We start from the raw sequence: 13,228 nt of genomic DNA on the forward strand, positions 1-13,228 counted from the left end.
TTGTCATATTTCGTGTAGCCATACCAACCCAGCGGTAGGTATGAAAAACGTGCCCAATCAGGCTGGGTAAGTCAGTCCTTCTTTTCCCTTCGTATTTTCAATCTAGGGGATTTGTGATATACTGGTATAAAGATTTAGGAGACGACTATGGAAAAACTGTGGAAGATTATTTATTCGAGGACTTTTATTGTCATTAGCCTGCTTGCTCTGACGGTCTTTCTGATTTTTTGGTTTGTGGTTGAGGCGACCAATTATATGCCGGCATTTTGGTCCATTATGCAGATTTTTTCTGTTCTGGTGGCCATTTCCATTATCAATCGTCCAATGAATACTAGGTTTAAGCTGACCTGGATTATATTTGTCAGTGGCATTCCCATTTTTGGAGCCCTCTTTTATTTCATTCTCCAATCCAATATTGAAACGAAGCGTTATCGGAAGAATTTCTATAAACAGGCTGAGCGCTTGCGCGAATTCTCCAGCACTTCTGACAAGGTCATGAAGGCACTGGCCAAGGAGGATAAGGAGCAGCTCAAGCTAGCCAACTATATGAGTGACCATGTCGGTTATGCCCTGCATACTAATACGGATGCGGTGTATTTTTCCAGTGGAGAGGCCAAGTTTGAAGCTCTTTTGGAGGAATTGAAAAAGGCAGAAAACTACATTTTTATGGAATACTTCATTGTGGACCAGGGCTATATGTGGGACTCTATTCTGGCTGTTTTGAAGGAAAAAGTAGAGCAGGGAGTGGAAGTGCGCTTTATGTACGACGGGACCAATTCTCTGACCAATCTGCCCTATTCCTACTATAAGCAGCTGCGGACCTTTGGAATCAAGGCCAAGGTATTCTCACAGATTATCCCGGCCCTTTCCACTATTCAAAACAACCGCGACCACCGCAAAATTGCCATCATTGACGGAGCAGTCGCCTTTACAGGTGGGGTCAATATTGCGGACGAATATATCAATAAAATCGTTCGGTTTGGCTACTGGAAGGATGCTGCTATCATGATTAGGGGGGAGGCGGTTGCCAACTTTACCCTCATGTTCCTGCAGATGTGGAACTATGACGAAAAAGGGGAGACTGAGGACCTCAAGTACCTCAAATCCCACAAGGACTTGGAGACAGAGACCATTGATGGCGAAGGTTTCTTCCTGCCCTACGGAGAAAATCCCTTTGATGGAGATGAGGTGGCCAAACGTGTCTATCTGGACATGATTCAGTCTGCGACAGATTACATTTACATCATGACGCCCTACCTGGTCTTGGATGACGAGATGATTGACAATCTAACCTACGCGGCCAAACGCGGCGTCAAGGTCAAGTTACTCCTGCCTCATATCTATGATAAAAAATCAGCCATGTTGGCTGCTCGGACAGATTTTCCGACCTACCTAGAATCAGGCATCGAAATTTACGAATACCAGCCAGGTTTTGTCCATTCCAAGGTGGTCCTTGTGGATGACAAAAAGGCAACGGTGGGGACGGTCAACATGGATTTCCGTTCTTTCTATCTAAACTTCGAGTGTGGTCTTTATATCTACAACCATTCAGGTGTTCTAGCAGCAATCAAGGAAGACTTTGACCAGTCCTTCAAGAAATCCCAGCAAATCAAGCTCCTGCCCTTTATCAAAACCTATTCGTGGAACAAACGACTGGCCGGAGCCATTATGCGCATTATTGCCCCCTTATTATAGAAAACGACAGATTTTCCCTGTCGTTTTTTCCTTTGAACATGGTATAATGGAAAGATAGATGCTAAGGAGAAAAAAGTGTGATTAAACCACAATATGACTGGCAATTGATGCCCAGTTTTTCTGATGAAACATTTGTCAAATTGGCAAAGAAAGAAGGGTTGGACCCTATCGCAGCCAAGCTCCTCTACGAGCGGGGCATCCAGACAGCGGAGGATTTGCAGAAATTTTTGCAGCCCAGCCTTGAAGACCTGCATGATCCTTATCTACTGCATGACATGGACAAGGCCGTTGAGCGGATTCGTCGGGCCATTGAGGACTACGAGCAGATTCTGATCTATGGTGATTACGATGCGGACGGCATGACATCAGCTTCGATTTTGAAGGAGACCTTGGAGGAGCTAGGGGCGGAGGTCCAGGTCTACCTGCCCAACCGCTTTACCGATGGCTACGGCCCCAACCAGTCTGTCTACAAGTATTTCATTGAGCAGCAGGGGATTTCTCTCATTGTTACGGTTGACAATGGCGTAGCGGGTCATGAAGCTATTGCCTATGCCCAAGAGATGGGTGTTGATGTGATTGTGACGGACCACCATTCCCTTCAGGCGACTTTACCGGCTGCTTATGCCATTGTTCATCCAGAGCATCCCGAAGGCAACTATCCCTTTAAGCACCTGGCTGGCTGTGGCGTCGCCTTCAAATTGGCATGCGCACTTTTGGAGACGGTTCATGCAGACCTATTGGACCTAGTCGCAATTGGAACCATAGCCGATATGGTCAGCCTGACCGATGAAAATAGGGTTATGGTCAAATACGGCCTTTCTCTGCTCAAACAAACTGAGCGGGCTGGCCTACAAGAATTGATGAAGATTGCTGGGATTGAGCTCGATGGCCTTGATGAAGAAACGGTCGGTTTTCAAATTGCCCCCCGCCTCAATGCCCTGGGCCGCCTGGATGACCCCAATCCAGCCCTTGAACTCTTGACTGGCTTTGACGATGAAGAGGCCCATGAAATTGCCCTCATGATTGATGCTAAAAATGTGGAACGCAAGGATATTGTCCAGGCTATTTATGATGAGGCCAAGACCATGCTAGATACCAGTCGGCCTGTACAGGTTCTAGCCAAGGAAGGCTGGAATCCTGGTGTGCTGGGGATCGTTGCAGGCCGTCTCTTGGAAGAGCTGGGCCAGCTGGTCATTGTCCTGTCCATTGAGGAAGGGCGGGCCAAGGGCTCTGCCCGGTCACCGGAGGCTGTTGATATTTTCCAAGCCCTCAAGGACCACCAGGACCTCTTTATCGCCTTTGGCGGTCACGCTGGAGCTGCTGGCATGACGCTGGAAGTGGATAAATTAGACCAGCTGGCGGACACTTTAGCGACCTTTATCGAAGAGAATAAACTGGACTTGTCTCAGAAATCTGCACTGGTTATTGATGAGGAGATTGACCTAGAGGAATTGACCCTGGATACTTTAAAATCCTTTGACAAGCTGGCTCCCTACGGCATGGACAACAAAAAACCGGTCTTTTATGTCAAGGATTTTCAGGTTGAGTCTGCCCGGACTATGGGGCAAAACAATGCCCACCTCAAGCTACGGATCAGTAAGGGAGCAGCCGGATTTGACGTCGTTGCCTTTGGCAAGGGCAATCTGGCTCTGGAATTTTCTCAGGCCAAGGATCTGGAGCTAGCTGTGACCCTTTCTGTCAACAAATGGAATGGCAATACCAGCCTGCAGCTCATGCTGGTGGACGCGCGTGTGGACGGTGTTCAGCTCTATAACATTCGCAGTAAACAGCATCCGATTCCTGCTGGCATTCCTCTGGTGGACATGGCAGAGCAGACGAGTTCGCCTGTCATTGCTCTAGCTAGTTTGCCAGAGGATTTAGAAAGTCTGCGCAGCTATTTCCAAGAACATCAATTCGAGGCTATCTACTTCAAAAATGAGATAGCCAAGCCATATTATTTGGATGGATACGGGAGTCGGGAGCAATTTGCCAAGCTCTATAAGACCATTTACCAGTTTGATGAGTTTGATGTGCGTTATAAACTCAAGGATTTGGCTGCTTATCTGAAAATTAAGGATAGCTTGCTGGTCAAGATGATTCAGATTTTCCAGGAATTGGAGTTTGTCACCATTTCAGATGGGGTGATGAGGGTTAATAAGGATGCCCAGAAGCGGGAGATTTCGGACAGTCAGATTTACCAAGACCTGAAGAAAACGGTCGTCCAGCAGGAGCTTTTTGCCCTGGGAACGGTCCAAGAAATTTATGATTGGCTGTGTGGTTCATCATGATCTGGCAGGTCTTATTATTGGCAGTCCTTATCTGTCTGCCCTTCTTACCCTGGCGTAAGTGTCAGACCTGTAGCATTCCTCTTCAAGCTAAGAGACTAGACCAGTTGACCTTTGCCAGCCTAGCCTGTGCGGAGACTTTGAAGGAAATGAGAAGAAACTTGGACCAGGCAAGCTCTGCTCAGTTGGTGGACCAGATTATTGCCAGTCTTGAATTTCCAGAGGAATTGGAGCAGAAGCACCTGACCTGGTTAATGGGACAGATGGACCAAAATCTGCCTCCACATCATGCCTTTTGGAGGGAGTTTGCTCGGCTAGTTGACTTAGCTTACCCTGATGAGAGCCTACCTAAGCAGGTTCACCAGCTCCGTTACTTGATTTCCTACCAGCAGGCGGATTGGGTCCGCAGGCACTACGGGCAGGGGAAATCAGACTGGCAGGCCTTGACTAGCTACCTGTCTACTTTGCCACGCCGGAGTTACCAACTGCGGCAATCTGCCCGCCTCCACAACAAGCAACTCTTTCGCAGGGAAAAATGGCTCTTTGTCAACTGTAGTGGGTAGATGAAAAGCTAACACCTAGAGAGGACGAAATTCGTTCTCTCATTTTTGATGTTTAAAGCAATATATATCTTGGTTTTAAAGTTCGTAAAGTTCCTAAAGCCAAACGCTTGCCTCTTAATGTCTTTGATGAGTTTATTGGTCGCTTCCAGTTTAGCGTTGGAATATGGAAGCTCCATGGCGTTCGTGATGTAAGTTTTATATTTTAGAAATGTCTTAAAAACAGTCCTAAAGGTTGAATTGACAAGATTCAGATTGTCCTCTAGAAGTTCGAAGAAATGTTTCGAGTTCTTCTCTTGGAAATGGAAGAGAAGGATCTGATAGAGTTCGTAATAGAATTTCAGTTCCACAGAGAAATTCAATGTCTTCTGGATAACCTCTCTCGGTGTTACTGTTTGCCCGAAAGTGCGGGAAAAGAAGCGATTCAGAGACAGTTTACGGCTATCTTTTTGGAGAATACGCCAGTGATTTTTCATGGATCGATAAGGTAGGGAACGCGTATCGAAAGTCTTCATAATATCAATTCTAGTCGTCATCATAGCACGGCTCAGGTGTTGGATAATGTGAAATCTATCAAGGACAATTTTAGCTCTTGGAAATAGTTGTTTGATGATGGGAATATAGCTACCCGACATGTCCACTGTTACGACCTCGACAGTTTCTCTGACCGCCCTAGGATACTTGTAGAAATAGTTCTTGATGGTGGTTTGGCGGTTGTTGTCAAGAATGGTCACAATCGATCTCGTCTCAAAATTCTGAGCAATAAAGGCGAGTTTCCCCTTGTTCCGACAAAATTCATCCCAGCTCAAGACTTTTGGTAATGTCGTAAAATCATGCTCAAATTGAAACTGAGTCAGTTTCCTCTGGACGACCGACACGGAGATATGTAGTCTCCTAGCGATGGCTATATTGGTCATGTTTTCTGTATGGAGTTGCGTCACTTTCTCCCAAATAGGTTGGGAAATCTGACAGTTTTTCTTGACTAGAGCAGTCTCAGATACAGTCACTTTTTGGCAAGATTTGCATTGAAACCTCCGTTTCTTAAGCAGGAGGAGGGTCGGAAAGCCCTGACAATCTAAAATCGGAATCTTTGACGACTTTTGAAAATCGTACTTGATGCATTTTCCTTGGCAATGAGGACAACGAGGACTGTCGTAATCTAGCTTTGCCCTGATTTCTAGATGGGTCTGATGTTTCAAAACGAAGAGAATTTTGATATTTTTGTCTTTGATTCCGATTAGTTCTGTGGTATGATAAAGTTGTTCCATATGAGTCTTTCTAATGTGAGTGTGGTTGCTTTTCATTATAGGTCATATGGGATTTTTTGTATACACTCAAAAAGGCTACATAATCTCTACAGTGGATTTACCCACTACAGAAATTATAGAGTCGGAAAAATTAACACAGAGCCTGCCCCTCAACATCAAGGTCCTCATCCATTTTCACAGCGAGTTTATTTTGGATGAAAAGGGGAACTTTGCCTTGATTTTGGATGAGACTCCGACCTTAAATGGTCAGGTCAACGGTGCCTCCTTTAACTATGCCAGGGCCAATAATCTCAGGCACTACAAGCTGGACATGAAACCGGTTGGTCCCCACGACCCTGTCTACCGTAAGAAAATCCTCCGTTCCGAGGCAGGGGCTTATCTGTCTCCGGCTAGAATTTACTGGTTCCAACTGCGCAAGTCCAAGGTGGGCTGGGACCATTCCTATTTCAACCGGCAGGGAATATTTTCCTTTGGTGGAAATAGCAGAGCAGCTCAGGTAGCTAAACTGCGAAAGGAATTTTCCAGAGACATAGGATTTAGATTATGCCAAAAGATAAAATCATGGTATAATAGAGAGTAAAATTATTTTTAAAAAGTGAGAAAAACATGAACTTAAAAGATTACATCGCAACTATTCCTGACTATCCAAAAGAGGGTATCGAGTTCCGTGATATTAGCCCCTTGATGGCTGATGGAAATGCCTACAGCTATGCTGTTCGTGAGATTGTGCAGTATGCTGTTAGCAAGGATATTGATATGATTGTTGGTCCTGAGGCGCGTGGATTTATCGTAGGGTGTCCTGTTGCTTTTGAACTGGGTATCGGATTTGCACCAGTTCGTAAGCCAGGGAAATTGCCACGCGGAGTGATTTCGGCTGACTATGAAAAAGAATACGGTGTGGATACCTTGACTATGCACGCAGATGCTATCAAACCTGGTCAACGTGTCCTGATTGTAGACGACCTGTTGGCTACTGGTGGTACGGTCAAAGCAACAATCGAAATGATTGAAAAATTGGGTGGAATTGTTGCTGGATGTGCCTTCTTGATTGAGTTAGATGACCTCAAAGGCCGTGAAGCTATCGGCGACTACGACTACAAGGTTTTGATGCATTATTAAGATTATCTATCAAGGGTATAGTTATAATCTATAACTGGTACTAATTTTAAGCTATTTGATTTGTCTGGACACCTGCTTTATAATAGATAATAAGATAATAAGGAGGTTGTCCATGCCAATCAAGATTGAAAAATCTTTACCAGCAGTAGATATTTTGAGACAAGAGAATATCTTTGTCATGGATAGCGACCGAGCTAGCCATCAGGACATCCGTCCGATAAAGATTTTAATTCTTAATCTTATGCCCCAAAAAATTGTGACGGAGACCCAGTTGCTCCGTCTTTTGGCCAATACGCCCCTGCAGCTTGAAGTGGAATTTCTGCACATGGTCAGTCATGAATCCAAGAATACTCATGCTGACCACTTGGACCAATTTTACAAGACCTTTGAAGAGGTCAAGGATAGCTATTTTGACGGGCTCATCGTCACTGGTGCTCCAGTAGAAAATTTACCATTTGAGGAAGTGGACTATTGGCAGGAACTGGTCCAAGTTTTCGACTGGTCCAGGACTAATGTCTACTCAACCTTGCATATTTGTTGGGGGGCACAGGCTGGACTGTACGCCCGCTACGGTGTCGAAAAATACCAGATGGATCGCAAATTGTCCGGCGTCTATTGCCAAGAAGTAGTAGGGGCAAACAATCCCCTCATGCGTGGATTTGATGATGAGTTTCGCTCACCTCATTCCCGCTATACTGGGGTCAAGGCGGAAGATATTGATCATTTGGGACAGCTGGAAATTCTATCCCAAGGAGCAGATGTCGGCCTGTCTATTCTAGCCAGCAAGGACTTGCGTGAAGTCTATAGTTTTGGTCATTTGGAGTACGACCGTGACACCCTGGCTAAGGAATATGAGCGAGATTGCCTGGCTGGGAAAAATCCCTATGTGCCAGAGAATTATTTCAAAAACGATGATCCGACCAGCAGACCAGCTCTGTCTTGGAATTTGCCAGCAGCACAATTCTTTACAAACTGGGTCAACTATGCGGTCTATCAAGAAACACCTTACGACTGGAATCACGCAGAATTATCAGCTCTTTCAGCGAGTTTATAAAGAGGAAGTATGAATTATTCACAGCAATTTCAGCAGGGCCACGTGGTCCTGCCTTCTGCCTTACTATTTCATTTTAAGGATATATTTCCCTCATCACAGACTTTTTTGGTTTGGCAGTTTTTCTATTTTCAAAATACCAGTAAATTAGAAACCCTTGCCCCAAGCGACATCGCTCAGGCCATTGGTGCTACGGTGGCCGAGGTAAATCGGGCCATTGAACAGCTGCAGGATTCAGGCTTGCTGGAGATGAAAACCATTATCTTAGATGGTGAGATTGAGATGATTTTTGATGCAGCCCCAGCCCTGGAAAAGCTGGATGGTTTGTTTGCTGCGCCTAAGGAATCTGCTGTGGAGATTCTTGCTCCTGCTAATGATTTGAAGATCATTGTAGGTGATTTTGAGCGAGAACTTGGCCGTCTCCTGTCGCCTTTTGAGATTGAGGATTTGCAGAAGACGATTGAAGAGGACAAGACCTCCGTTGAGCTCATTCGAGCAGCCCTCAAAGAGGCCGTATTCAACAATAAGACCAACTGGAAATATATTCAAGCTATTCTGCGTAACTGGCGTCGGGAGGGCATTACCACCGTCGCTCAAGTAGAGGCAAAAAATGCAGAAAGAGATTTGCCATCGCCCAAGAATGTCACTGCATCCAGCGATTTTCTGGCGGCCATGGATCTCTGGAAAGAGTAAAATGGAAACAAAATTATCAAAACGGCTGGAAACAGTCGCATCTTTCGTGCCAACCGGAGCACGCTTAGTCGATGTAGGGAGTGACCATGCTTATCTCCCTCTTTTTTTGGTGGAGCAGGGTAGGATTGACTTCGCCGTGGCAGGTGAAGTGGTCCAGGGCCCCTATCAGTCTGCCCTTCAAAACGTCGAGCAGGCGGGACAGACGGACAGGATTTTGGTTCGTTTGGCCAATGGGCTGGCGGCCGTAGAAGCTGTTGACCAGATTACTGCTGTGACTATCGCAGGCATGGGCGGTAGGCTCATCGCCGACATCTTGGAGGCCGGTCAGGATAAGTTAGCAGGCGTTGAGCGCTTGATTCTCCAGCCAAATAACCGAGAGGACGATGTTCGGCGCTGGCTCCAGGCAAGTGGATATCGTCTGATTGCCGAGGAAATCCTGGAAGAAAATGACAAACTCTATGAAATCCTAGTAGCGGAGCCGGGAAAGATGAGCTTGTCTGCAACAGAAGAGCGATTTGGACCTTATTTGTTGGAGCAGCAGTCAGCTGTCTTTGTTAATAAGTGGTTGAAGGAGCTGGATAAGCTCACTTATGCCCTGGAACAAGTGCCCCTGGAAAGACAGGATGACCGCTCTGCCATTTCCCAAAAAATCAATCACATCAAGGAGGTTTTGCATGTTAGCTAGTCAACTCATCGCACGTTATCAAGCCTTTTGTCCGCCCCATCTAGCCATGGAAGGGGATGTCAGCGGTCTGCAAATCGGGACGCTGAAAAAGGATATCAAGCGGGTCATGGTGGCCCTGGATATTCGTGAAACGACAGTGGCAGAGGCCATTGACAAGCAGGTGGATTTGATTATTGTCAAGCATGCCCCTATTTTCCGTCCGATTAAGGATTTGGTGGCGGATAAGCTGGAAAATCAGATTTATCTGAATTTGATCAAGCACGATATTGCGGTCTATGTCAGCCACACAGACATTGATGTGGTCGAGGGTGGTCTGAACGACTGGTTCTGTGAACTCTTGGGGATAGAGGAGACGACCGTTCTTCATGAGACTGTTGAGGGTCAAGGTATTGGTCGTGTGGGTACCATAGCAGAGCAGACCTTGGAGGAGCTGGCAGTGAAGGTTAAGTCCGTCTTTGGTCTGGATGCGGTTCGCCTGGTTACCTATGGTCATCAAGCCCAGCAATATGTTAGTCGAGTGGCTATTTGTGGCGGTAGTGGCGGTTCCTTCTATCAGGATGCGATTGCGAAGGATGCGGATGTCTATATCACTGGTGATATTTACTATCACACTGGTCAGGACATGCTGACCCAGAGCCTCTTGGCCATTGACCCAGGTCATCACATTGAGGTGCTCTTTATTAAGAAAATCGCTAATTTGCTAGAGAACTGGAAGGCTGAAAACGGCTGGGATGTGGAAATCTTGCCTTCAACCGTGTCGACCAATCCCTTTCGACATTTGTAAAAATTATGCTTGGCACCCTAGTGGTGCTTTTTTTAACCAAAATAGAAAGATACTAGTGAGCGAGGGCCAGGTTGAAGGCAGTGGCAACAACCTTTGCTCTATTTTCGGTTCCAAAACTTATCCAAACTATCTGAGCTTGCAATTCTTCTGAATTTGGGGTATGCTATAGGAACTTAAGATATTGATTTAGAAAGTTGGTTCTTCTATGACCTGGTTTATGGAACAATCAGTTGTTGTACAGGCCTTGTTGGGAGGGCTCTTTACCTGGTCCTGTACTATTTTAGGGTCAGCGGTTGTTTTTTTCTTTAAAACGATTAGTCGGAGGCTCTTGGATACCATGTTGGGCTTCGCAGCTGGAGTGATGATTGCGGCCTCGTTTTGGTCTCTCTTAGCTCCTTCGATTAGCTATGCGGAGGAGACCTATGGCGCCTGGGCTTGGGTGCCTGCAGCTCTTGGTTTTGCTTTTGGAGGCATCTTTTTACGCTTGGTCGATGCTCTGGTGCCACATTTGCACCTGGGGCACGACAAATCTCAGGCCGAAGGTGGGGGTGAGGAGGACAGGAAAAATCTGTCTAAAACAGCTCTGCTATTTTTGGCCATAACCATCCACAATATCCCTGAAGGGCTGGCGGTCGGGGTAACCTTTGGTGCTCTAGCGTCGAACTTTAGTCCTGCTGCCCTTGCAGGTGCTATTGGGTTAGCAGTCGGTATCGGTCTGCAAAATATTCCTGAGGGAGCAGCCCTGGCTATCCCTATTCGGACAGACGGTGCGACTCGAAGTAAGGCCTTTTTCTGGGGGTCTATGTCGGCCATTGTTGAGCCTATTGCTGCTGTGATTGGAGCGGTGGCGGTGACCTACATGACACCGATTTTACCCTATGCCCTATCTTTTGCGGCCGGTGCTATGATTTTCGTCGTGGTCGAGGAGCTCATTCCGGAGTCCCAGACTAATGGAAATACGGATATTGCAACGCTGGGCCTCATGGCTGGTTTCATCATCATGATGATTCTGGACGTGGCTCTTGGATAAACTTGAAAGTCTCTTCGGAGGCTTTTTCCTTATGACAAAAACGCTGAAAATATGGTATAATGGACTGATATTATACGCAGGAAGGTAAGACTATGAAAGGTATTATTTTAGCCGGTGGTTCAGGCACTCGCCTCTATCCGCTGACGCGTGCAGCTTCCAAACAGCTCATGCCCATTTACGACAAACCCATGATTTACTACCCGTTGTCAACCCTGATGTTGGCTGGGATTAAGGAGATTTTAGTCATTTCCACGTCGCAGGATCTTCCACGCTTCAAGGATATGTTGGGTGACGGTTCTGAGCTGGGTATTTCTTTGGAATATGCAGAGCAGCCAAGTCCAGATGGACTTGCGCAAGCCTTTATCATAGGTGAAGAATTTATCGGCAATGACAATGTTGCCCTGATTCTCGGTGACAACATTTATCACGGAAATGGCCTGACCAAGATGCTCCAACGGGCAGCCAGCAAGGAAAAAGGTGCGACAGTCTTTGGATATCAAGTCAAGGATCCAGAACGTTTTGGTGTCGTTGAGTTTGATGAAAACATGAACGCTATTTCCATTGAAGAAAAGCCAGAAGTGCCAAAATCAAATTTCGCTGTCACAGGTCTTTATTTCTATGACAATGACGTGGTTGAAATTGCGAAAAACATTAAACCATCTCCTCGTGGTGAGTTGGAAATCACAGATGTCAACAAGGCTTACTTAGAGCGTGGCGACTTATCTGTTGAGCTTATGGGCCGTGGATTTGCTTGGTTGGATACAGGTACGCATGAAAGTCTCTTAGAAGCAGCTCAATACATCGAAACAGTTCAGCGCTTGCAGAATGTTCAAGTGGCTAACTTGGAAGAAATTGCTTACCGCATGGGCTACATTACAAAAAAACAAGTGCATGAATTGGCACAACCGCTTAAGAAAAATGAATACGGACAATACTTGCTCCGTTTGATTGGAGAAGCCTAATGACAGAAAATTTTTTCGGTAAAACGCTAGCAGCTCGGCCAGTTGAAGCCATTCCAGGAATGTTGGAATTTGATATTCCAGTTCACGGTGACAACCGTGGCTGGTTCAAGGAAAATTTTCAGAAGGAAAAAATGTTGCCACTTGGTTTCCCAGAAAGTTTCTTTGCAGAAGGAAAATTGCAGAATAATGTTTCCTTCTCTCGTAAAAACGTTCTTCGTGGTCTTCACGCAGAGCCTTGGGATAAATACATTTCAGTAGCAGACGGCGGTAAGGTTTTGGGAACTTGGGTGGATCTTCGTGAAGGAGAGACCTTCGGTAATACCTACCAAACCGTTATCGATGCTTCAAAAGGTATCTTCGTTCCGCGCGGAGTAGCCAATGGTTTCCAAGTCTTGTCAGACTTCGTGGCCTACAGCTACTTGGTTAATGACTATTGGGCATTGGAACTCAAGCCTAAGTACGCTTTTGTCAACTACGCAGACCCTAGTCTCGACATTAAATGGGAAAACCTAAAAGAAGCAGAAGTTTCAGAAGCAGATGAAAACCATCCATTCCTCAAGGATGTCAAGCCTTTGAGAAAAGAGGACCTCTAATGTTTCAAGCCTTTTTGGAAATGGCAGAGCAGTTAAACAAGTTAGGAATCACTCCCTTGTTAATGGGCTCAGTTGGTTTGGAAAGGCGCACAGGGAGGGACTGGCAGGCAGGAGATTTGGACATCCATGTTCCAAGTGATCCGCGTGGCTGGGAAGCCCCAGACGACGAAAGGATTTATCAGGCGGATGCCTTGATTGCTATGATGAACCAACTAGGTTACGTCCTTGTTGACCGTCATGAACATGAATTTCATAAAGACGGCTTATCTGTTGAATTCGGAGGCCTACATTCACTGCCTGAATTTGCTGGTGTAGAGCTAGAAGATTTGGAAGAACTAGAAACAGCAGGTGTTCGCTATTACCTACCGACACTTGAACAATACCTGAAAATCTACCAAGCCTCTTCAAAAGATTCCTACCGTGCAGAAAACAACAATCAAAAAGACTTTGCTAAGATTGCTTACTTAAAAGAAATCTTGAAGTAAAATAAGCGAGCAAAGCGA

General features: G+C 45.9%; 14 protein-coding genes. 13 read left to right on the top strand and 1 reads right to left on the bottom strand.

The window, feature by feature from the left end; translation table 11 throughout:
• Positions 1-147: 147 nt before the first annotated feature.
• The 3 genes from cls to NQZ91_00445 all read left to right on the top strand — a co-directional run bounded on the left by cls (position 148) and on the right by NQZ91_00445 (position 4,543).
• Positions 148-1,695: a cardiolipin synthase gene (gene cls, locus NQZ91_00435; protein ID UUM57885.1), complete on the top strand. Its 1,548-nt coding sequence runs from the start codon at positions 148-150 to the stop codon at positions 1,693-1,695.
• A 77-nt stretch (positions 1,696-1,772) separates the two neighbouring features.
• On the top strand, positions 1,773-3,983 hold the full coding sequence (gene recJ, locus NQZ91_00440) for a single-stranded-DNA-specific exonuclease RecJ (GenBank protein ID UUM57886.1): 2,211 nt from the start codon (positions 1,773-1,775) through the stop codon (positions 3,981-3,983).
• Positions 3,968-4,543, top strand: a complete 576-nt coding sequence (locus NQZ91_00445) for a DUF3114 domain-containing protein (protein ID UUM57887.1) — start codon at positions 3,968-3,970, stop codon at positions 4,541-4,543. Before recJ ends, NQZ91_00445 begins: the two co-directional genes overlap by 16 nt.
• Before the next feature lie 8 nt (positions 4,544-4,551).
• Here the strand turns inward: NQZ91_00445 and NQZ91_00450 are convergent, their stop codons facing one another.
• Positions 4,552-5,808, bottom strand: coding sequence for an ISL3 family transposase (locus NQZ91_00450; protein UUM57888.1), 1,257 nt, complete (start codon positions 5,806-5,808; stop codon positions 4,552-4,554).
• 91 nt (positions 5,809-5,899) lie between these two features.
• Between NQZ91_00450 and NQZ91_00455 the strand changes: the two genes are divergently transcribed.
• The 10 genes from NQZ91_00455 to NQZ91_00500 all read left to right on the top strand — a co-directional run bounded on the left by NQZ91_00455 (position 5,900) and on the right by NQZ91_00500 (position 13,210).
• On the top strand, positions 5,900-6,388 hold the full coding sequence (locus NQZ91_00455; GenBank protein ID UUM57889.1) for a DUF3114 domain-containing protein: 489 nt from the start codon (positions 5,900-5,902) through the stop codon (positions 6,386-6,388).
• A 26-nt stretch (positions 6,389-6,414) separates the two neighbouring features.
• Positions 6,415-6,927 carry an adenine phosphoribosyltransferase gene (locus NQZ91_00460; GenBank protein ID UUM57890.1) on the top strand — a complete coding sequence of 171 codons (513 nt, stop codon included), beginning with the start codon at positions 6,415-6,417 and terminating at the stop codon, positions 6,925-6,927.
• A 112-nt stretch (positions 6,928-7,039) separates the two neighbouring features.
• Complete coding sequence (metA, locus tag NQZ91_00465) at positions 7,040-7,981, top strand: homoserine O-succinyltransferase (protein UUM57891.1); 942 nt, start codon at positions 7,040-7,042, stop codon at positions 7,979-7,981.
• 9 nt (positions 7,982-7,990) lie between these two features.
• Positions 7,991-8,671, top strand: a complete 681-nt coding sequence (locus NQZ91_00470; GenBank protein UUM57892.1) for a DnaD domain-containing protein — start codon at positions 7,991-7,993, stop codon at positions 8,669-8,671.
• A gap of 1 nt (position 8,672) precedes the next feature.
• Positions 8,673-9,356: a tRNA (adenine(22)-N(1))-methyltransferase TrmK gene (locus NQZ91_00475; GenBank protein ID UUM57893.1), complete on the top strand. Its 684-nt coding sequence runs from the start codon at positions 8,673-8,675 to the stop codon at positions 9,354-9,356.
• The gene (locus NQZ91_00480; protein ID UUM57894.1) at positions 9,346-10,140 is read left to right on the top strand and encodes a Nif3-like dinuclear metal center hexameric protein; all 795 of its coding nucleotides are present in this window, start codon (positions 9,346-9,348) and stop codon (positions 10,138-10,140) included. The genes NQZ91_00475 and NQZ91_00480 overlap by 11 nt, the downstream gene beginning before the upstream one ends.
• Before the next feature lie 205 nt (positions 10,141-10,345).
• A complete protein-coding gene (locus NQZ91_00485) occupies positions 10,346-11,170 on the top strand; it encodes a ZIP family metal transporter (protein ID UUM57895.1) in 825 nt (274 codons plus the stop codon).
• A 92-nt stretch (positions 11,171-11,262) separates the two neighbouring features.
• Entirely contained in the window at positions 11,263-12,132 is an 870-nt protein-coding gene (gene rfbA, locus NQZ91_00490; GenBank protein ID UUM57896.1) for a glucose-1-phosphate thymidylyltransferase RfbA, read from the top strand.
• Positions 12,132-12,725, top strand: a complete 594-nt coding sequence (locus tag NQZ91_00495; GenBank protein UUM57897.1) for a dTDP-4-dehydrorhamnose 3,5-epimerase family protein — start codon at positions 12,132-12,134, stop codon at positions 12,723-12,725. The genes rfbA and NQZ91_00495 overlap by 1 nt, the downstream gene beginning before the upstream one ends.
• Positions 12,725-13,210: a phosphoribosylanthranilate isomerase gene (locus tag NQZ91_00500; GenBank protein UUM57898.1), complete on the top strand. Its 486-nt coding sequence runs from the start codon at positions 12,725-12,727 to the stop codon at positions 13,208-13,210. Before NQZ91_00495 ends, NQZ91_00500 begins: the two co-directional genes overlap by 1 nt.
• The last annotated feature ends 18 nt before the right edge of the window (positions 13,211-13,228 follow it).

Origin of the sequence: Streptococcus suis, assembly GCA_024583055.1 — a bacterium.
In the GTDB taxonomy this organism is placed as follows: Bacteria; Bacillota; Bacilli; order Lactobacillales; family Streptococcaceae; genus Streptococcus; species Streptococcus suis_V.

Bases quoted from the DNA above. Each gene is read 5' to 3' on its own strand.
- cls (UUM57885.1), top strand. From the start codon at position 148: ATGGAAAAACTGTGGAAGATTATTTATTCGAGGACTTTTATTGTCATT.
- NQZ91_00450 (UUM57888.1), bottom strand. From the start codon at position 5,808: ATGGAACAACTTTATCATACCACAGAACTAATCGGAATCAAAGACAAA.
- NQZ91_00460 (UUM57890.1), top strand. From the start codon at position 6,415: ATGAACTTAAAAGATTACATCGCAACTATTCCTGACTATCCAAAAGAG.
- metA (UUM57891.1), top strand. From the start codon at position 7,040: ATGCCAATCAAGATTGAAAAATCTTTACCAGCAGTAGATATTTTGAGA.
- NQZ91_00470 (UUM57892.1), top strand. From the start codon at position 7,991: ATGAATTATTCACAGCAATTTCAGCAGGGCCACGTGGTCCTGCCTTCT.
- NQZ91_00475 (UUM57893.1), top strand. From the start codon at position 8,673: ATGGAAACAAAATTATCAAAACGGCTGGAAACAGTCGCATCTTTCGTG.
- NQZ91_00480 (UUM57894.1), top strand. From the start codon at position 9,346: ATGTTAGCTAGTCAACTCATCGCACGTTATCAAGCCTTTTGTCCGCCC.
- NQZ91_00485 (UUM57895.1), top strand. From the start codon at position 10,346: ATGACCTGGTTTATGGAACAATCAGTTGTTGTACAGGCCTTGTTGGGA.
- rfbA (UUM57896.1), top strand. From the start codon at position 11,263: ATGAAAGGTATTATTTTAGCCGGTGGTTCAGGCACTCGCCTCTATCCG.
- NQZ91_00495 (UUM57897.1), top strand. From the start codon at position 12,132: ATGACAGAAAATTTTTTCGGTAAAACGCTAGCAGCTCGGCCAGTTGAA.
- NQZ91_00500 (UUM57898.1), top strand. From the start codon at position 12,725: ATGTTTCAAGCCTTTTTGGAAATGGCAGAGCAGTTAAACAAGTTAGGA.